Source organism: Mycolicibacterium wolinskyi (assembly GCF_002101965.1).
Classification (GTDB): domain Bacteria; phylum Actinomycetota; class Actinomycetes; order Mycobacteriales; family Mycobacteriaceae; genus Mycobacterium; species Mycobacterium wolinskyi.
The window spans coordinates 19994-37955 of the sequence record NZ_LQQA01000012.1; the positions used below are offsets into that span (position 1 = coordinate 19994).

Below are 17962 nucleotides of genomic sequence, written 5' to 3' on the forward strand. Positions count from 1 at the left end.
ATCGGCGACGCCCTTGGAGGCGCTCGCGGATCGCGGGCTGATTAGTGAGTGGCGTCTCGTGTTCGCGCACCCTCCCGAGCGCAGGCAATGGGAAATCGATAGTCGCGCCGCCCCGCTGGCATGGTGGTACATCACCGACGAGGGATCGCGGCAACGACACAAGACTCGCGACGCCGAGCAATACATTCGCAACGTGTGCCGGGACCACAGCATGTACTGGTCGCCAGTCCCAATGCCGGGCGGTATCGCTGCGGCGCAACCGGTGCGGGAACTGATGGCGAAACGAGCGGCGCAAGGGCACGACGTCCTTGCCTACGCTGCCATCGTCGAGCATTTGCGATGGGCCGGTATAGACGTGCCGCCGGTAGGCGAACACCCCGGCGCCGAATAGCCCCGGTGTTCCGGGTGGTGTTCAACCGAGCAGGTGCCGGCGTGCATGATTCCGTGCATGATTCCGGACACAAGTGATGGCGAGTTCTGGGCCCCGGGCGGAAACGGAAGCCGTGTCGGCGGCACCTTGACGATGACGGAGGGTAGCCGAGCCGGGGTCGTTCTTGACCGGCCGGTCGTTGACGAAGCGCCGCCAGCTGTCTCGACGGCCGACTCAGCTCGCGATGTCGCCGCGTTCCAACCGATCACGATTCACGGCCAGCTGGACAGCGGTGTAGACGTCACCTTGGTCAATGCCCAGAATTACCGGCCGGACGGTGGCCAGCCGCGGTACGAGGCACATCAGGCGGTCATCGGTGCGCACGTATCTGGACCGGACCAGCTCTACACCGCGGTGCGCTACCAGCTCGGTCATCTGCTGCTCGGCCACCTCCCGGTGGGCGTGACGAGCGTCGTGCCCGACGACGGTTCGAAGTTGAGTGCTGAGCCCGCCGAGGACGGTGAGATGTGGCTGGTGTACGAGGCCGCGACACCGATGACTCTGCGGCAACTGAACATGCGGGTCGTGTCGGGATGCCTGGTGCTGCTCCGACTGGCTCTCGACCAACCCGTGGCGATCAGGGCGTGCCAGGTCCGCGTCGACGAGGGCGACCCGTGGCTCGCTATTCACAGTCAGACCTATTCCGCCCCAACGAACCTGAACCTGCGGCGGATCGTCGAGCCGACAGAGCTGACGCTCGACCAGTTCGCGAAGTGGATCGCCTTCAACGACGAACTCGACGGCCTGGCATGGCCGGTCGGCGAACCGATCAGGGGTGCGGTACAAGCACGTGCGCAGGTGTACACCACCCTGGTCGAGGGTTTACATCGCCGAATGCCCTACCAACAGTCGCAGTTTCCTGCGGCGAAGCCCACGTGGTTCGAGAAGATCCGGCAAGCCGCACGCCGTGCGGCGAAGGAATGGGCCACCGAAACCGGGAACCTTGATCCGGACGCGGTACATACCGCTGTCAACAACGCTCTCACCCACTTTGAGGCGGTTGGTTACGCCGATAGAGCCACCGCGTTGGTCGAAGAAGTCACCGCAGCCGTACCGGAAGTGACCGAGTCGGTGCCTGACCTCGTTGTGCAGCTGACCAGGGCCCGCAACGAGCTCTCACATCACTTGATTCCGGACGAGGGCAAGGAGCCGCTCGGGGACCGTGTTCTGCGGTGGGCGGTCATGGCCGAGGTGGCGCCGTGGCTGTTGCGGGTGTTCCTACTGCTGCACGCAGGCATTGATCCGGTGGTGCTGCGCGCCGGCCTGCTTGAGCATGAACGGTTCGATGTCTACCGAGGCAACGTGGCGCAGATGGTGGCGGACCTGGGATGGACACCACCTGGGCCCGCTGAAGACGAGCCCGACGACGCCAGCGCGGCGCAAGGGTAAGGCCGCATCGGGGTCGGTCGCGGTTCGCCTGCGGGACCTGTTGAAAACCCACGATGGCGCTGGTTAGCTCGGGCCTGCGCAATCGTCCCGGAACCGGGATAGGCCGATTCCGGAACGCTTCCATTTTTGGCGAACCGATACCAGTCTCTCGTCGAGCATGGCACACCCCTTCAGGCCCGCCAGGTTGCGGTCGACTTCGGCCAGGCTCGCGACTGCCGGGGCCTGTAACCCTGCATCGGTGCGGCCACTCAACCGGGTGGCTGCCAGCAGGTCGCCGACTTCTTCGAGGGTGAATCCCAGACGTTGCGCAGCTTTGATGACCCGCATGCTCGTCACCGTCTCCGGCTGATAAAGCCGATGCCGGCCCAACGCCTGCTGCAGCACACGCTGTAAGCCGCTCCGCTCGTAGGGCGGCTAAGTCCCGGGCCGCGTCTTTGGCGTCGGTGGGGAGCACCAGGCGATCCGCGCAGCCGCCGACGTCGAGGCACATGCAGAGCACATGGTGAAGCTGACAGGCCGCAGTTGTTGGATCCTCGGACATGAGGCGGTTAGTTCGAAATCTCGGCGTGCCCAGAGTCGCATGGACAGCTTTGGCCTAATTTGTGGGTCATGTGTCATTGACGCCAATCATGCTACCCCTAGAGGGTATGAGTATGCATGGAACGCGCTCCGTCACTGCAAAACGGGCCCCCATATGGTTCGGTTACGCTTGGCCGATTGCGGTCGGCATTTTGTTCGCCGCATTCGTTGCGTTTGGCTCCGGAACTGCCAGTCACACCGACGTCGCGCCTGTCGTCACGGCATCCGCTTTCGTTTATCTAACGTCAGCGGCGCTCCAGCGCCGCACAGCGGCGTGGCCGATGTTCTTTGTCAGCGTCATTGCGATCACGATCGGCTTCAGCGTCCCTGACATCAACCCAGCGTGGTCGTCATGGGCAATGCTTTGTATGGCCGTAATCCTGTTGGTGTACAGCGTAATTCGGGGTGTCGTATTGCGTCCGCCTTGGGGTGTGCCTCTGCAGGCCGCGGGGATGGCCGTATTCGCCGCTGCTGCGATCAGTGCTGTCCATATCGAGGCGATGTGGGCAGGGTTGCTAGTTGGCGCGAGCCTGCTGGCACATACAGCATGGGACATCTACCACCACCGTAATGACCGCGTCGTCGCCCGCTCAATGGCCCTGTTCTGCGCCGTACTGGACACCTTCCTGGCGATCGTGGTCCTGTGGGTGAACCTCGGATAGGCTAGATCCAACTAAACCCGCTTCATCCTTCGCGTCGTAATGCTGCAGTAGAGGGGTCGAACTCCCTTGGAAAAATCTAGGTTTCAGTGGTCGGCGTTTTATTTTGTCTCTCTCGACGGCCAGGCTTTCAGGTGTTCTTGTCGACGAACCGGTGAAATGGCGGCCATGCGATGGCCAGGTTTGTAGGCCACGCCGCCGAGCGGGTAAGGCCACCAGGTGTCTTGGCGGCGACGACCCGATGGCGAGGTTCCGGGCCGAATCGATCAACCACAGGCAGGCATGGCAGCCCGGCGATCAACATGCCCAGCACACCTACCATGGCAATGCCTTGAGCCTTGTTGTTAGCCAATGCCACGATCAGGATCTTGGCCGACCTCAAGGTCCGCGGCAAGTACGTGCAGATCGAGCTGCATTGGAGGCCAACAACCACTCTCGCTCAACGGGGGCAAGTTCTTCAGCCAAATCTGAAATTTGGTAAAGACGTTGCGTGGCAGAGGATATCGTGTCGCAGCCAGCCTCCTCACCAGAACCAGAATCGCGAGATAGGGCTCAGCAGACCCCAATGCCATGCGGAGCGCCTCCCGGTCGTCGTCCGACAAGCAAGGATCGGCCGCCATCCACAGTCCTGAGACCAGCTCAGACTCCCCACCCCCAGCGACGCCCCTCCGGACGTGCATGTGTGCCATGACCTACGACCGTAGTCAGTACGGAGAAAATATGGGGTTGTCCCTTCCCGGCCCGGCGATTCTGGCGTGGGGCCCTGCCCCCGGCTGCCGACCGTGGTTACGCTGCGTCGACGGATCGACCCTCCGCGGTCGATTTGTGGTGCACTTGGTGAGGTACGCGCTCGTTACCCGCCGCCGACCCCCGCGGCCGATAGCGTTGGCGTGGTGGCCCATTCGGGGCGCGTGGTCGGTTAGGGGAATCAGTGCTCGCGTACTCGCTGCCGTGAACGTCCCAGGGCGACACGCAGCCGGGCGGAATCCTCGGGGCCGATCTGGTCGAGGAAGTAGCCGAGCACCAGGTCGACCCGGCCTCCGCTGTCGAGCGCTTCACGCATCATTTTCGCGCTGTGCTGTTCACGGGTGAGCGTTGGCCAATACCGGTAGGCCTTACCGTCGCGGATCCGCGCCAGCCACCCTTTTGTGTGCAGGTTGTCCATCGTCGACATCACGGTCGTGTAGGCGATGTTGCGCTCGCTGCTCAGCTCGTTGCAGATGTCGCGGACCGTCACCGGCGTGTCGGAGCGACGGTTCCAGATGCGGTCCATGATCACCGCTTCAAGTTCTCCAAATCCGCGTTTTCGCACCTTAATCTCCCGGCTGCCAATGGTCAGCCTACTTCGCGCATACACCCCTCGCACCAAATTGCGTAGAGTCTACGTACTAGCTACAAGCGTAGTTCCAGCCTGCTGATGGCGCGACTCGGGCGCCACACGCCCCGGCCCGCGCCGGAGACTCCCGACGACTGCTCACCGACACAGCGCACCACGCTCTACGTACCGAGGACGTAGATAGAGCGTTGTGGAGGTCAGCCGTGTGGCACGTCAAGCTCGGACGCGTCGTTGTCGTAACGCTGCTGGGCGCACTTGCCGTCGTAGGCTGCAGTACCGGCAGCGATGCCGTGGCACAAGGCGGCACCTTCGAGTTCGTGTCGCCGGGAGGCAAAACCGACCTGTTCTACGATCCGCCGCAGGTTCGCGGCACCGTGGGGGCCTTACCGGCCCGGATCTGCGCGACGATCGGCCCGTACCCCTGTCGGATTTCGCGGGCAAGGTTGTGGTGATCAACGTGTGGGGGTCATGGTGTGGCCCGTGCCGCACGGAGACACCTGAGTTGGAGAAGGTCTTAAGAGACCGAACCGCTCGGCGTGGCGTTCCTCGGCATCCACGTACGCGATAGCCGCACCGCCGCTAACGATTTCGTCACCGACCGCAAGGTTCGCTATCCCTCGATTTTTGATCCGTCGATGCGCAGCCTCATCGCACTGGGCAAGGGTTATCCGACCAGTGTCGTGCCGACGACGCTGGTCCTCGATCGCCAGCACCGTGTCGCGGCGGTGTTCCTGCGTGCGTTGCTGGCCGAGGATTTGCGTCCCGTTGTGCAACGGATCGCCCACGAATGATGAGCACCTATCCGCAAGGTATCGGTGGACGCATACGCCGATGCTGCCGCCAACGGGCCCTTGAAACTGGGCCTGCGGGCGTCTGCGATCGCTGGATTCATGTCGGCCACAATGAGTGCAACGCCGCATGCCCCGGTCAGGCAGGCGGGGTTGCGCCTCGTCACCGGGCAATGGCTGAGTTCACCAGCGGGTTGTGCAGCAGTTCGTGCCTACGACCGAGACGCCGATCTGACTGTGCCCGCCTGCCCGTCACAGTTGCCCGGGCAGGCACCCGTCAGGGGCACATGCCTGCACAACACGGACACGGCTGCGACCCGGCACAACACGATCCGTCACCCATCGACATCCCGCCGGGCATCGGCATCGGCATCGGCATCTGTCCGTTGCAGCACCACATCATGGCCGGCGCGGATCCGCCGCTCGCGTAGATGACGGCCATGGGGTCGTTGCCGGTGACGTCGAAGTACAGCTTGCCCGAGGAGTGCTGGCCTTGGCTGAGGGTGGTGGGAGCGACGGTTTGCGGGGCGGCGACCTGCCACAAAACCTGATAACGCTCGCCGGAGCGCGACACCGCATACATATTCGGGATGATCGGCGTCACGGTGCCGGTGACCGCTTCCACGGTGGCGTCGGCTTCCCATAACCTGCCCGCAGGCGCATAGCCCGCCAGTTGGTCGGTGCTGACGCCAAGTCCCGACACCGACCATTGGGTGACCGCGGCCCCGTTGGCCTCCGTCAACCGTTGCGGCGCGCCAAAGCGGTGCGGGCAAGGATCTGACGCGGCCGCGGCATTTGGTGCACTCAACACTGCGAGAACGGCGAACATCAGCATCGCGCCCATCGCAGCGAGCTTTCCTCGAATACGCACCCTCTGCGCCCTTTCGCTCAATGGGAACTCTTCACCACCCTAGCTACGGAGCAACACCGTAGCAATCACCGCAGCCAATCAGGGGTTCGCCTAGCCTGCTGCGGAACTCCAACATGATCCAAAGTGGTTAACGAATGCCGGTTTTCATCTCCCTAGCCCCAAGCGGTCCAGCCTTGTCCGTATACACCATGGGGGTATACAGTCTGATCGATCTATACCCCGATGGGGTATGAAAGGAGTGCGATAATGACGACGACCGAGTACCAGGTGTCGGGCATGACCTGCAGTCATTGTGAACGTTCGGTTCGCGAGGAGGTCGTCCACGTCAACGGGGTGCAGCAGGTCGAGGTGAGCGCAGCCACAGGGCGTCTGGTGGTAGACACTGACGGCCCGGCCAACGACGAGGCGATCATCGCAGCAGTCAAAGAGGCCGGATACGAGGCGGTGCGCTCCTCGGGCGCGGATGGCGATCCGTCGGACTCGACGGCCTCATCGTGCAGGTGCTGCTAGCGGGTTGCGCTGTACCGGCTGCTCGCCGCACCGGACGGTAACGATCCGTCGGCGACCGTGATCCCTTGCGCACCAACCCACGAGCAGTCTGATGGCACCGCCGGCAGAGGCGCCTTCTAGCGCCACACGAGTGAGCGGCCGCTTTTCTCCCATGCGAGCATACCGCCGTTGAGCTCCACTACATCCTGATATCCCATGCGTGACAAAGCTGTCGCCGCGATCTGGCTCATCCGGCCTGATCGGCAGTACACGGCAAGGGGCGTGGTCCGCTCGGGCGGCAACGCGTCGTCGCGCGCCGGGATCTGATCAAACGGGATCGAGAGGTCGGTGCCGGCGATGTCACCCTCGTAGGGAACGTGGACGTTGATGGTCACCCGCTTCGGGTCAGCGATCAACGCGTCAAACTGTTGAGGGTCAACCGAACGCGCCTGGTGCAGCGCCGGCGCCGTTGACGCTGGCGGGACTTCTGATTGGGTAGCCGTCAGCGACCCGGCGGAGGCGCAGCCCGTCAGCCCGACAAGCAGCAGTGCACCGGCGGCGATTCCGCAAGCGTTGCGGAGATGCAGTGGTCTCATAACTCCGATTATCGCCCCCCCCGGGAAGTCGACTCTCGCCGCCATGCCCGGCTTGCGTCGTGCCAGGATGCCGCGAGGGCGAATCCGATTGTGGCGCAGGGTTTGATGTCGTCTCGGTCGTCGGGCCCAGAGGGTTCCGCGGGGCTCGCCGCCAGGCTAGGGTGGTGGTTTGAGGATCGGAAAGGACTCGATCAATGAAGACCGATGCACAGACTCGGACTGCGCGGCTGATGCGGGTCGCCCGCCATCCGCTCGTTCGGACGGTCGCCCAGTGCGTTGTGTGGTGTGCCGTGGGCCCTCCTGCCCGCCCCGGCGCCACCCGCCAGAGCACGTCGTGTTGCCCCTAAACGCGATCAGCTGCGGCCACGATCGAAGGTGGAAACGTGTTCATCCCGGGGCGATCCGGGGATCAACTGTCGTGCAGCGGGGGTGGCCAACGCAGCGCTGCCCACCCCCGGCTGACACATTCAGCAGGACACGTCGACGTACACCGTCTTGTAGACGACACGCTCCACGGTTCGCTCCCGCACGTTCTTGCGGAGCTCGGTGACGTCTCGGCCCGGGCGCACGGCCCCGACCGTGCAGCGCTCCAGCGGCGCTGACCCTGTCTTGTTCATGATCACTTTGTAGCCGCGCGACTCCAGCATCGACACGGTGTCTTGCACCGATCCAGGGCCTGCCGGGGCGGCCGCGGCCTGGTTTGCCGGACTGGCCAGCAGCAGGACGGTACACGACCCGGTCATTGCTGCCATCAGGGCTTTGTTCATGAGAATGGACTCCTTTCACGTACCGAGCGCGACACTCTTGCTAGTACGTAGTTACTCAGTAGATGAATCGAGGGTACAGCTCTAACGCCGATTTCCAAGTAGGCTCGACAACGTTTTCGTCACATTAAAAGCGCTGTTTCCAACGGTTTTGGTGAACTGAACCGGTGCCCGCCAATGACCATTGGGCCGCTGGTCAGCACTGGACAGAAGAGCTGCCAGCAAACACAGTCACGGGTGTACGCACCATACCGGTGACCATGCAGCCGGCCATTTGGAGGTGCCCGCCAGAACGATGGCGAGTTCGGCGGAGTCGGATCAGCGGCGTTGTGCCACAGCCGGTTCCAGCGGGGCGGAGAGGTGTCCCCGGCGGTCGAGCAGATGCAGCGCGGTGGCCGCGATCAGGCCGACCATGACCAGGCCGCCCCACAGGAGCTCGTCGGCACCAGCGTTTCGCGCCGCTTGCAGCAGCGACCCCGTCGCGAGGTTGCCCGCCAGAATGCCCACGCCGACAATGGTGTTGTAGAAGCCGTAGTGGGTCGCCACGAGGCGATTGCGCGCGAGGGACACAACCGTGTCCATCTCGAAGGGAAACACCGCCGCCGATCCGACGGCCAACAAAGCCGCCGCGATCAGCAGGGCGGCGACAGCGGGGACCGTACCGAAACGACCGGCGGTGGGCACGATGAGCAGCGGTAGGAACGACGCCGCCAGGATCGTCATGCCGATCACCAGCGCCCGCCCGTTGCCCCATCGGTCGGCGAACCAGCGGGTCAGGCGTAGCTGCCCACCCACGGCCACTGCGCCAGAGACGACGAACACCGCCGCAACCAGCGCTGCGGAGTGTTCTGGCGCGATGCTGGCGGCGTGCAGGGGCAAGGCCAGATAGACCTGGAAATTGAGCACGTAGGAGCCGATCATCGCGACGGCGAAACACACGAAGGACCGGTTTGCCAGTACGGTGCGCCAATCCTCGATGACGGCCGTCTTCTCACCCGTTGCCGGTTGCGCGGCGTGTTGAGGCAGCGCGAACAGCTGCGCGATGGTCAACACCGCGAACACCACGGCCGCGACCGTGGCGGCGACGCGGAAATCAACGGCCATCAGGGCCAGGCCGGCCAGGGGCCCGGCGAGAATGCCGGCCTGATAGAACACGTTGAACAGCGCGAACGCGTCCAATCGGCGCGGCCCGGAATCAGCTGCCAGGTAGGCGCGCACGGCCGGGTTGAACAGTGCACCGGCGAAACCCGTTGCCGCCGAGGCGATCACCAGAACCGGCCAGCTGTGGGCGACGACGAGCAGGCCGAACCCCACCGTGCGCAACAGGCAGCCGGCGACGATGAGCGGTTTGTAGCCGAATCGGTCGGCAAGGGTGCCGCCGACGATGAACATGCCTTGTTGGGAGAAGTTGCGGATGCCCAGGACCAGGCCGATCACCCACGCGGCCAGCCCCAGCGGTCCGGCTAGGTAGCCGGCCAGGTACGGCATCAGCATGTAGAAGCCCAGATTGATGCCGAACTGGTTGATCATCAGCATCCTGCTGGGCCAGCCGAAGCTGGCGAACTGCCGGTAGACGCCCATCAACGCCGGCCCTCCATGGGGTCAACAATGCGGCGGGTCCGCGTCCAGCGGCCGATGACATGTTCATCGGGGTCGTCGACGAGGTCGGGTTCGATCGGGCGGTGGTCACGCAGAAGACCGTGCTGGCGGCAGTAATCGTCGTTGTAGACGGTGTCGAAGTAGCGTTGTGGGCCATCGGGGAAGACTGCGGCGACCGTGGTCTCGATCGGTTCGTTGCCCGCGATCCATCCGGCGACCAGCGCCACCGCGCCGACGCTCCAACCGCCGCTGGCGTAGTGGGTGGCTGCCAGCGTCCGGCATGCCCACACGGCCTCGTCGGGTGCCACCCAGTGGACTTCGTCGAAGGCGCGATAGTCGACATTGCGCGGATAGATGCTCGATCCCAGCCCGCGCATCAGCCGTGTTGCCGAGGGCTGACCGAAGATGGTCGAACCGATGGTGTCCACGCCGATCAACCGTAGATCAGGGTTGAACTCCCGCAGCACCCGCGCCACCCCGGCCGAGTGGCCTCCGGTGCCCACCGAGCACACCAGCACGTCGATGTCGCCGAGTTGGGCATGCAACTCGAGCGCAAGTCCCCGATAGGCGGCGACGTTGTCGGGGTTGTTGTACTGGTCGGGATACCAGGAATTCGGGTGGGTTGCCAGCAGCTCGGCGACCCGTTCGCGGCGGGCCTGCTGCCATCCGCCCTGCGGGTGAGGTTCGGTCACCACATCGACATCGGCACCATAGGCCGCCAGCATGCGGTGCATGATGGGTTCCATGCCCGGGTCGGCGACCAATGTCACCGGGTGGCCGTATACGGTTCCCGCCAAGGCGAGACCTAAACCTAGTGTGCCGCTGGTGGATTCAACGATCCGCGCGCCTGGGATCAGGTCGCCCCGGGCGCGGCCCCGCTCAACCATGTGCATGGCGGGGCGGTCTTTCATACCGCCGGGGTTAAAGCCTTCCAGCTTGGCCCAAAAGCCCCGCCCATCGGTGGTGAATGGCTCGGATATTCGCAGTACCGGGGTGTTTCCGACCATCGTTTCGGGTCGGTGATTGCGGGTCAGCCGGCCAGAACCAACCGACGCGTGTTTACCGGAAGAGACAGCAAGAACTTCGCTCATGGAAAGAAATAGCTCCTGTAGTGAAGGCGCGCGCCAGCGCGCGGCGCCATGGTCAGTGGGCAGCGAGCACACACGTCGGCGCGGTCACGAGGGTGGCCGCCGGCGTGCGCTGACTGCTCAGCACCGATCGATACAGAAGCGGACCAGTAACGTGCGGCCCGATAGGGGACATACCCTCAGGGGCGGCGGTGCGCGTTGTGTCGCCGCCGCAGCGCGGATCTGCCACAACCAGACGGCCGCCACGGCGGCCGCAATGGCCAGCACCACGAGCATCGTTGCCGCGCGGGGCAGCACCGCCGTGGCGAACACATCGTGTGCCGCCACAGAGGTGTCTCGTTGAATATGCGGGTGATCCAGGGTGGCAGAAGCGCCTGCGTGTTGGGCGGTGGAGGCAAGGACGTGGGGCTGGTGACGATCTGGTGCATCGCCGTACACGGGCCCGGCCAAGGCAGCGCTGATCGCCACGATCAGGGCCACCACGCTGAACGTGATCGCTGATCGCGACCACGCTGCTTGGGGGACGGTTGGGTGCCTCACAATGTTAACCACTGTAACAGCTCGTACTGTCTAGCTACGTAGGTCGCTAAGTCGATGCCACGTCGTTATCGGTCTGCGATGCGTGCCTACAGTCGACTGCCTGCGGCAACGTTGCAGCAGCCGGTGCTCAACCGAGTGTGTGTGAGTTGCACCATGTCTCGTGTCGCGGTCACGTAAGGCGTACTGATCCGCGGGAATGGCGCCGCGCCGCGCACCGGACCATCAACGAGGTTGCTGGCGCTGAGCTCTCAGTGACTCATCGGCAGCCGATACCCCACACCCCGCACGTTCAAAACCAGGGTGGGATGGGCGGGATCGTCGCCGAGCTTGCGGCGCAGATGGCCAATGTGGACGTCGATGTTGTTGGAGCTACCAGACCAGGACGGCCCCCAGACCGCGTTTTGTAGCTCCTGGCGGGTGGTGAGCCTGTCGGGGTTGCGTGCCAGCGTGGCGAGGATGTCGAACTGCGTACGTGTCAGGTCAATCTGGCGGCCGGAAACGAAGACCTGCCGTCGATCCGCGTCGATCGTCAGCGGACCGAAACGTCGCGGGCCGTCCGATTCCCCGGGCGCCCGACCGAGCGAGCGCTGTACCGAGCCACGGTGTCGATGCCCGATGAAGGTGCGTACGCGGCAGGCGATCTCACCGGTCTGGAGCGGTTCGGCGAACACCTCATCTGCGCCGGCGTCAAAACCGGCGATGGTGGTCTGCGCATCGTGGCCGGCCGTGAGCACGGCGATGTGGGCGTCTGACACCGATCGCAGATGGCGGCACAGCGACATCGTGTCGGCGACCGAAGCGCCGACTTCGACGATGATCATCTGTGGCTGCGCCTTCGCCACAATGGCCAACAGCGCCCCCGTACCGCCGGCGGCGATCGTCACCAGAATGCCCTCGCGCCGAAGGCTGTCGGTGGCCAGGTCTGCGCAACCGGTACCGCCCTCGATCAGCAGGACACCGAACGAGGTGGCGGCAGTAGCGGTGTCAGACACCGCTTAATACTGCATTACTACGTAGTTCAACGTGCGGCAAAGTTCGGGGCAATGTCGAATCTTCAGGAGATCTTTACATTGGCGCGGTAGCGCCCTTGATGCGGTGTCGACGTGTCCCATGATCCGCGACCGCCACCCGCGTCAGCGACGTCAACGCGAATAGCGTTGGGTTCCAACGTGCCATTCGCGCAGCGATTACGGTGACGAGCCACGTAAGCGCGTGAACGACATACTGGCTACGCACGGACTACGGATTTTCAAGGGTTCGCTTGCCGTCGGTAACCGACCAATCTGAGTTCGACGGTCCATTATGGACTCTCGCCAAGCACCGGAGAGCAATATGGACTCTCATCAGGTAAGGAGAACAACGATGTCGAACAACCCCGACCGCAGCACCGCGTGGCGGACGGCACTGACCGTCATACAGACCGCGACACCGCCGCCACTTCCCGAAGGCGCGGAGGTGATGACCGTGGTGATTGAGTACCCGCCGGGCGATCCGGGCGCCCCGCCACACCGCCACCCCGGCGGACCAGCGTTTGGCCGCCGCGCGTTCTCAAAGCCGGCGAAGCGTTCTGGGAACCCGGCGGTGACGTGATCCACTACCAGGACGCCAACAATCGCTCGGATATCCCGCTCCGATTCCTCGTGACGATGCTGCGCGCGCCAGGTCAGCCGATGCTTGTTCTCGTCGACGAGGACGAACTGGTTGCGCGCCAGGGCCGTCGTGTCGCAGCCGGAGCATCGACGCCGACCCAATTCTGAATCAGGTCCGCCAGCTGGTGCACGACCAGCTGTGGGGTATGTGCGTCGGCGACGGCGTTGCTGCCGCCGGAGCGTTGAGAATATCTCCCCGCTTCGGTGTCGATGACTCCCATCACGTGGTTTTCCGGGCGGTGAGCCGTTCGACGAGGCCGAGGGTGAAGCGTTCGACGTGTTCGATGTTGACGTTGGTGGCGGCACGCAGGTGGATGAGGGGGCGGCGCAGGAAGTGTTCGCCGCCGAGTGGAACGGTGACCAGTTCGAGGGCTCGTTGCACGGCTCGGACGGGGGCGGCGCTGCTGCGGATGTGGTCGACGAGGATGAGTTTTCCGCCGGGGCGGAGTACCCGGGTCATTTCGTTGAGGGCTTGGCTGTGGTCGGGGATGGCGCAGAGCCCGAAGGTGCAGACGACGGTATCGAAGCTGGCGTCGTCGAATGGCAGGTGGTGGGCGTCGGCTTGTTGCAGGCTGGCGGGGTGGCCGAGGTCGGCGGCACGTCGGCGTGCGAGGTCGAGCATCTGCTGGCTCCAGTCGATCCCGGTCAGGGTGACGTCTTTGGGGTAGAAGGGCAGGTTGAGTCCGGTGCCGACGGCAACTTCCAGGGTGGTGCCGGTGGCTTGGCTGCAGACCCATTGGCGGGAGTCGCCGAACAGGTGGCGGTCGAAGAATCCGATCTCCCGATCGTATGTGCGGGATTTCTTGTCCCAGTATCGGTTCCAGCGGGCGGTTCGATCATCTGTGGCCATGGTTCACCTCGCGTCGGCGGCCAGACGGCCTGGTGCGTCCGATGTGGGAACAATCCGGCCGACAACCACACAGTAGTCGCGCAAGTCCTGGCTATCGTCTGGTTGGGGTGCCGGCCCAACGCGGGCGGGTACGCGGCCTGAACATGCGGACCTGGGGATTCATGTGTGCGCGTGGACTGTTTGGAATGGAGCTGCCCAGCCGTTCGCGCGCTTGTGCTCGCTCACAGTCAGTCCGTGGGCGGCGAATGCGTCGACCAGTCCAGTGCCGAGGACTTCGCGAGCATGCTGTGGCTCGGCCAGCCTCAGATAGATATCGAAGAAGTGCGCGGCGGTGGGTGGTGCGTCGAGGTCGACGGAGATGACGTGTCCGCCGGGCCGCAGGACACGAATGGTCTCATCGATCGCTTGGTGGCGGGTGGTGGCGGGCAGTTCGTGCCAGCCGAACACGCTCATCACCACGTCGAACGTGTGGGCGTCGAAAGGCAATGCAGCAACGTCGCCTTCGTGCAACGTCACTGTATGGATGTGGTGACGGTCGAGCTGGCGGCGCCCGACGGCCAGCATTTCCGGGGAGATGTCGACCGAATCGACGGTGGCAGTGGGCAGAGCAGAGGCCACCAAGCGGGCCGCATAACCAGTACCCCCGCACAGTTCCAGAACCCGTCGGGGATGACGATCGACGACGAGCTGTGCCAGCCGCTCGTGCGGCTTTCCGGGTATGAACCGGTTGCCGGCTTCGAACAGAGGCCCGGCGACCAGGAACTTGAGTCGGTTGCGGTTCCACTGACGAGTCATACCGGTCCCTCTCGGAGTGCAGTGGTCGTGGGCGCGACGAATCGCGGCCACCCACTTACATATGTACCTACTACGTACTAGCCTATGGCGTAGCTAAGGGCCTCCGTCGGTGAACAGGAGTGCAAGAACACATGAGTCCCATAAGGCGTATTCCGCGCGGCAGGCAATCAATATTCACCCCGGCCTACCGCCGGCAACGCCGCTACCGAGCCGCCGGGTGGAGTTTGGTCAGCGTCGGCGCGGTGATGGCGCTGGCGCACGTCGTAACGCACTTGGGACGCTTGCACATCGTTGGATACCAGGACCTGCTTTTGGGCTATCCCACGGCCGCGGTGTTGATGTTGGCTGGCTTTGTCATCGTGGGGTCCGTCTCCGGCACACGACCCTAGCTCGCCTCGCAGGCCTGTCAGGCGCAGAGCAGGCCCGTTGCCCCGAGGATGAATGTCCCCACCGGTGCCAGGGCGATGAGGGTGATGGCACCGGACAGGCCTGCCCGGGCGCTCGCGCGGGCCCGCGGCGCGGGTGGAAGGGCCAATCGTTCGGCGCGGCTCAACAACGCCACATCCGCGGCGCCGAGGGCTTGGGCGGGTGTCGCGCCCGCCAGAGCCATCAAGCCGGTGAGCAGGGTGTGCTGCCCGTGGCGTCGTGCAGCGACATCGTCGGCACACATTTCCAGAAGCCGCGCGACCTCGGTGGCTCCGCGGGTCATCAGTGCCAGCCGAGAGAAGACCATTGCCAGGCCGCGCAACACGGTGACCACATTGGGGTGGTGGCCGTCCAGATGTGCGCGCTCATGGGCGAGTACCGCCTGCAGTGCCCGGCGGTCGAGCGCAGCGATCGCCCCGGTGGTGACCACGATCGCGGGAGGCTTACCGGCCACACAATATGCAGTGCGCTCACCGGCGTCGACGACAAAGACGTCCTGCTGGTCTGTTGGCCGCCCCACCAGGCGCACCGCTTGAGCGTGGCTGTGGGCGTAAGCATGTAACCGGCGAACGGTGCGCAGCAATTTCATCGCCACGCGCGCAACGGCCAGGATCAGGGCCGCCGCAACCACCAGCAGCACCGTCTGTGGAGCACTACCGGCCCGTCCGGCTGCGACATCACACAACAACTGGACACACGAGGCCAGCAGGGAGTCATGCTGGCCTCGGTGGGAGACGACGTCGAGGACGACCAGAATGGGAATGGCGACCCAGGTAGCCAGCACACTGGCGATGGCGATCAACCACGCCGCGACACCAAACCGTGGAGCCGACCCGCCGCGGGTAAGTCTGGCCAGCACCGTCGGCCCGAACAGCACCATCGCCACGCTGTAGAGCAGCAGGCAGCCGGCGACGCTCACCGCTTCTTGGCCCTCGTCGACCGCCTCGCCAAGGCCCGCAGCGCCGCCCGCAATCGGTCGGAGTCCTGCGGGTCGATCTGCTCGATGAAGTAACTCAGCACCAGCTCTGAGCGTCCGCCACCGTCGAGCGCCTCGCGCATCAATTGCGCCGAATGCTGTTCACGGGTCAACGTCGGCCAGTACCGGTAGGCTCTACCGTCGCGTTCACGCTCCAGCCAGCCCTTGGTATGCAGGTTGTCCATGGTGGACATCACGGTGGTGTAGGCGATCTGCCGCTCTTCGGCGAGTTCGTCAAAAACGTCGCGCACAGTGACCGACTCGGGATCGTGATTCCAAATCCGATCCATGATCTTGGCCTCGAGTTCGCCAAACCCTCGCACACGCACAGTTACCCTCCACGATCGTTGCTGTGAGCCTACCTCGCGTGCCGCCCGCGACGCGTCTCGACGCGGCCGGTGACAGCCACACGTCGACCCGGCAGGTCGCGGCGAGGGTGCGCCTGCAGTCCAATCAGCAACAGTCCCAACACCATCAGCATCGCGGCCATCGGAAAACCGATCAACAGGTCAGGCAAGCCGCGCACCCCCATGTCGGCCACGTGCGCAATCAGATGGGCGACCGCCATCGCGGCACCTACCAGCACCAACAGCGAACCAACCGTCCGTCGAAACCGACCAGCAGACATCTACCGCGTCCTCATCATCACGGGGCGCACAGCTATATACCTACTACGTAAGCTAGTACGCAGTACCGGCTCACGGGAAGGCTTCTACCACGGTGACCGGGGATTCTCATGTCATACCGTGCTGCAGGAAGCAATAGCGATCACCGCCGAAAGGCTCAACACGCAAGCCACCGCGACGATGAGCGCCGATGACCACCGGGTGGCGGCGCCGCCGAGTCGCCCAGCGCCCGCCGATTGCCGCGCGCCAAGCCGGTCGAGCCGTAGTTGGGTGCATTCGCCGGCGATGCCCAGCGCGGCCGGCGGCGCGGCTGCACGCTGCAGTGTTCGCAGTGCGCGAATCAGGCAGCGGTGGCCGTGGATTCGTGCGGCATGTGCGTCGGCGTCCAGCTCCACGAGCATGCGTACCAGCGATGGAGACTGGCGCATCAGCGGGAGCCAGCCCAGGCCAGCAGCGACCGCATCGGCCAGTGCGACCAGGCGATGATGGCGGCGAGCCACGTGGGCGCGTTCGTGGGCAAGTACCGCACTGACCGCCGCATCGTCGAGCACGCCGCGCAGGCCGCGGGTTGCCACCACCACGGCTGGATGCCCGGCCAGGCTGTAGGCCAGCGGATCGGCCACCGGCAACCACAGCACCCCACCACCGCGCGGTCGGCTACCCGTCAACAGCCAGGTCAACTCGAAATGCTTGACATACAGACGGCGCCGCGACCGGTTGATGGCACGCAGCCGCCAGGCTGCTCGTGTTCCCGCCACCAGCAGGACCGCGGCGCTGAGGACACCGACGACGGTACCGGCACGGCCGTCGCCGATGCGCACGGTCAACGAGCAGCGGTGCGCCAGCTCCACGAGCGCGGGCACCGCCAACGCCGAGATGACCAGGCACACCATCACCCCCCAGGTGCCCAAAAGTGCCGCGGCGCTGGTGCCCCGCCGAATCAGACTGCGCAACACCACCGGTGCGATGCTGCCGGCTGCCACACCAGCCAGCGCCCACCACAGTGCGGTGGTCATGGGCGGTCCAGCGCGGCGGTGACTGACTGGGTGACCCGCCCGACGTCGCTGGGTGCCGGGCAGCCTGGACGGGACGAAATGCGTTGCCACAACGCCCATCCCAGTAGTGATACAGAAACCGCAGCGATGACTGGTTGCACGGGCGCCCACATATTGAGTGCGCCGCTGACGCCCAGGACGGCTACGACCAGTTTGTTGCAGACAGGGCACCCCACGGCGAGAATCGATCCGATATTGGCAACGATGCCGGTGCGCCCCGAGGTCGTTGAGGTCGCCGATGCATCGCCGACGTAGCTCGCCGCCAGGACTGCGCTCATGACCGCGATGAGAATCCATGCGGCATAGCCCCATCCCGGAACAGCGGTCATCCGCGCGAACCACGGGTTGGGCACCAGGGCGCTGGGAATGCCAACCGCCAAGCCAACACCCACGGCTACCGCCCCAGCGACAATGCACTGCTGCCAGCTCCTCGGATACCACACGCGACATCACCTCG

The 17962-nt window shown here is 64.7% G+C and carries 19 protein-coding genes and 4 pseudogenes; 6 read left to right on the top strand and 17 right to left on the bottom strand.

From position 1 onward, the window contains the following. Positions 1 to 13: 13 nt before the first annotated feature. Together AWC31_RS11280 and AWC31_RS11285 are read left to right on the top strand one after the other, a co-directional pair. Entirely contained in the window at positions 14 to 391 is a 378-nt protein-coding gene (locus tag AWC31_RS11280; RefSeq protein WP_085144363.1) for a hypothetical protein, read from the top strand. A gap of 57 nt (positions 392 to 448) precedes the next feature. Continuing rightward, positions 449 to 1819 (top strand): ApeA N-terminal domain 1-containing protein, encoded by a 1371-nt coding sequence (locus tag AWC31_RS11285; RefSeq protein ID WP_085144364.1) that lies wholly within the window; start codon positions 449 to 451, stop codon positions 1817 to 1819. 63 nt (positions 1820 to 1882) lie between these two features. Here the strand turns inward: AWC31_RS11285 and AWC31_RS11290 are convergent. Then, positions 1883 to 2215, bottom strand: a pseudogene (locus AWC31_RS11290) (MerR family DNA-binding protein); the annotation flags it as partial. A gap of 251 nt (positions 2216 to 2466) precedes the next feature. Between AWC31_RS11290 and AWC31_RS11295 the strand changes: the two are divergent. Beyond that, complete coding sequence (locus tag AWC31_RS11295) at positions 2467 to 3060, top strand: hypothetical protein (RefSeq protein ID WP_085144366.1); 594 nt, start codon at positions 2467 to 2469, stop codon at positions 3058 to 3060. A 127-nt stretch (positions 3061 to 3187) separates the two neighbouring features. Here AWC31_RS11295 and AWC31_RS37115 read toward each other — a convergent pair. Together AWC31_RS37115 and AWC31_RS11305 are read right to left on the bottom strand one after the other, a co-directional pair. Further along, positions 3188 to 3424 (bottom strand): annotated as a pseudogene (locus tag AWC31_RS37115) (ABC transporter permease); the annotation flags it as partial. Between the two features lie 561 nt (positions 3425 to 3985). Beyond that, positions 3986 to 4369 (bottom strand): BlaI/MecI/CopY family transcriptional regulator, encoded by a 384-nt coding sequence (locus AWC31_RS11305; protein WP_085144368.1) that lies wholly within the window; start codon positions 4367 to 4369, stop codon positions 3986 to 3988. Between the two features lie 266 nt (positions 4370 to 4635). Between AWC31_RS11305 and AWC31_RS11310 the strand changes: the two are divergent. Continuing rightward, positions 4636 to 5184, top strand: a pseudogene (locus tag AWC31_RS11310) (TlpA family protein disulfide reductase). Between the two features lie 274 nt (positions 5185 to 5458). On the opposite strand, the gene AWC31_RS11315 reads toward AWC31_RS11310, so the two are convergent. Continuing rightward, positions 5459 to 6016, bottom strand: coding sequence for a DUF1942 domain-containing protein (locus AWC31_RS11315; protein ID WP_374214053.1), 558 nt, complete (start codon positions 6014 to 6016; stop codon positions 5459 to 5461). A gap of 282 nt (positions 6017 to 6298) precedes the next feature. Between AWC31_RS11315 and AWC31_RS11320 the strand changes: the two genes are divergently transcribed. After that, complete coding sequence (locus tag AWC31_RS11320; protein ID WP_085144370.1) at positions 6299 to 6562, top strand: heavy-metal-associated domain-containing protein; 264 nt, start codon at positions 6299 to 6301, stop codon at positions 6560 to 6562. A gap of 116 nt (positions 6563 to 6678) precedes the next feature. Here AWC31_RS11320 and AWC31_RS37815 read toward each other — a convergent pair whose 3' ends face one another. From AWC31_RS37815 to AWC31_RS11350, 6 genes are all read right to left on the bottom strand, one after another. Further along, positions 6679 to 6936, bottom strand: a complete 258-nt coding sequence (locus tag AWC31_RS37815; RefSeq protein WP_234816809.1) for a rhodanese-like domain-containing protein — start codon at positions 6934 to 6936, stop codon at positions 6679 to 6681. Positions 6937 to 7604: 668 nt separating this feature from the next. After that, positions 7605 to 7904, bottom strand: coding sequence for a hypothetical protein (locus tag AWC31_RS11330; RefSeq protein ID WP_085144372.1), 300 nt, complete (start codon positions 7902 to 7904; stop codon positions 7605 to 7607). 315 nt (positions 7905 to 8219) lie between these two features. Then, positions 8220 to 9482, bottom strand: coding sequence for an MFS transporter (locus AWC31_RS11335; protein WP_207626340.1), 1263 nt, complete (start codon positions 9480 to 9482; stop codon positions 8220 to 8222). Continuing rightward, positions 9482 to 10591 carry a PLP-dependent cysteine synthase family protein gene (locus tag AWC31_RS11340; protein WP_085144374.1) on the bottom strand — a complete coding sequence of 370 codons (1110 nt, stop codon included), beginning with the start codon at positions 10589 to 10591 and terminating at the stop codon, positions 9482 to 9484. Before AWC31_RS11340 ends, AWC31_RS11335 begins: the two co-directional genes overlap by 1 nt. Before the next feature lie 117 nt (positions 10592 to 10708). Further along, positions 10709 to 11140, bottom strand: coding sequence for a putative copper homeostasis (lipo)protein LpqS (lpqS, locus tag AWC31_RS37120; RefSeq protein WP_457920716.1), 432 nt, complete (start codon positions 11138 to 11140; stop codon positions 10709 to 10711). A 236-nt stretch (positions 11141 to 11376) separates the two neighbouring features. Continuing rightward, positions 11377 to 12012 (bottom strand): response regulator transcription factor, encoded by a 636-nt coding sequence (locus AWC31_RS11350; protein WP_085144475.1) that lies wholly within the window; start codon positions 12010 to 12012, stop codon positions 11377 to 11379. Between the two features lie 478 nt (positions 12013 to 12490). On the opposite strand from AWC31_RS11350, the pseudogene AWC31_RS11355 reads away from it, so the two are divergent. Beyond that, positions 12491 to 12885, top strand: a pseudogene (locus AWC31_RS11355) (cupin domain-containing protein). A 112-nt stretch (positions 12886 to 12997) separates the two neighbouring features. On the opposite strand, the gene AWC31_RS11360 reads toward AWC31_RS11355, so the two are convergent. The 7 genes from AWC31_RS11360 to AWC31_RS11395 all read right to left on the bottom strand — a co-directional run bounded on the left by AWC31_RS11360 (position 12998) and on the right by AWC31_RS11395 (position 17885). Beyond that, a complete protein-coding gene (locus AWC31_RS11360) occupies positions 12998 to 13627 on the bottom strand; it encodes a class I SAM-dependent methyltransferase (protein WP_085144376.1) in 630 nt (209 codons plus the stop codon). 159 nt (positions 13628 to 13786) lie between these two features. After that, positions 13787 to 14422, bottom strand: coding sequence for a class I SAM-dependent methyltransferase (locus AWC31_RS11365; RefSeq protein WP_085144377.1), 636 nt, complete (start codon positions 14420 to 14422; stop codon positions 13787 to 13789). Between the two features lie 406 nt (positions 14423 to 14828). Beyond that, a complete protein-coding gene (locus AWC31_RS11375; protein ID WP_085144379.1) occupies positions 14829 to 15767 on the bottom strand; it encodes a M56 family metallopeptidase in 939 nt (312 codons plus the stop codon). Continuing rightward, positions 15764 to 16153, bottom strand: coding sequence for a BlaI/MecI/CopY family transcriptional regulator (locus tag AWC31_RS11380; RefSeq protein WP_085144380.1), 390 nt, complete (start codon positions 16151 to 16153; stop codon positions 15764 to 15766). The genes AWC31_RS11375 and AWC31_RS11380 overlap by 4 nt, the downstream gene beginning before the upstream one ends. A 29-nt stretch (positions 16154 to 16182) precedes the next feature. After that, the gene (locus AWC31_RS11385; RefSeq protein ID WP_133060140.1) at positions 16183 to 16392 is read right to left on the bottom strand and encodes a hypothetical protein; all 210 of its coding nucleotides are present in this window, start codon (positions 16390 to 16392) and stop codon (positions 16183 to 16185) included. A gap of 171 nt (positions 16393 to 16563) precedes the next feature. Continuing rightward, positions 16564 to 17466 carry a M56 family metallopeptidase gene (locus AWC31_RS11390; protein ID WP_234816810.1) on the bottom strand — a complete coding sequence of 301 codons (903 nt, stop codon included), beginning with the start codon at positions 17464 to 17466 and terminating at the stop codon, positions 16564 to 16566. Continuing rightward, positions 17463 to 17885 (bottom strand): hypothetical protein, encoded by a 423-nt coding sequence (locus AWC31_RS11395; protein ID WP_207626341.1) that lies wholly within the window; start codon positions 17883 to 17885, stop codon positions 17463 to 17465. The genes AWC31_RS11390 and AWC31_RS11395 overlap by 4 nt, the downstream gene beginning before the upstream one ends. Positions 17886 to 17962 lie beyond the last annotated feature (77 nt).

Coding starts and splice junctions, on each gene's coding strand:
- AWC31_RS11285 (WP_085144364.1), top strand. CDS start 449: ATGATTCCGGACACAAGTGATGGCGAGTTCTGGGCCCCGGGCGGAAAC.
- AWC31_RS11295 (WP_085144366.1), top strand. CDS start 2,467: ATGAGTATGCATGGAACGCGCTCCGTCACTGCAAAACGGGCCCCCATA.
- AWC31_RS11315 (WP_374214053.1), bottom strand. CDS start 6,016: ATGCTGATGTTCGCCGTTCTCGCAGTGTTGAGTGCACCAAATGCCGCG.
- AWC31_RS11320 (WP_085144370.1), top strand. CDS start 6,299: ATGACGACGACCGAGTACCAGGTGTCGGGCATGACCTGCAGTCATTGT.
- AWC31_RS11330 (WP_085144372.1), bottom strand. CDS start 7,904: ATGAACAAAGCCCTGATGGCAGCAATGACCGGGTCGTGTACCGTCCTG.
- AWC31_RS11335 (WP_207626340.1), bottom strand. CDS start 9,482: ATGGGCGTCTACCGGCAGTTCGCCAGCTTCGGCTGGCCCAGCAGGATG.
- AWC31_RS11340 (WP_085144374.1), bottom strand. CDS start 10,591: ATGAGCGAAGTTCTTGCTGTCTCTTCCGGTAAACACGCGTCGGTTGGT.
- AWC31_RS11360 (WP_085144376.1), bottom strand. CDS start 13,627: ATGGCCACAGATGATCGAACCGCCCGCTGGAACCGATACTGGGACAAG.
- AWC31_RS11365 (WP_085144377.1), bottom strand. CDS start 14,422: ATGACTCGTCAGTGGAACCGCAACCGACTCAAGTTCCTGGTCGCCGGG.
- AWC31_RS11385 (WP_133060140.1), bottom strand. CDS start 16,392: ATGGCGGTCGCCCATCTGATTGCGCACGTGGCCGACATGGGGGTGCGC.
- AWC31_RS11390 (WP_234816810.1), bottom strand. CDS start 17,466: ATGACCACCGCACTGTGGTGGGCGCTGGCTGGTGTGGCAGCCGGCAGC.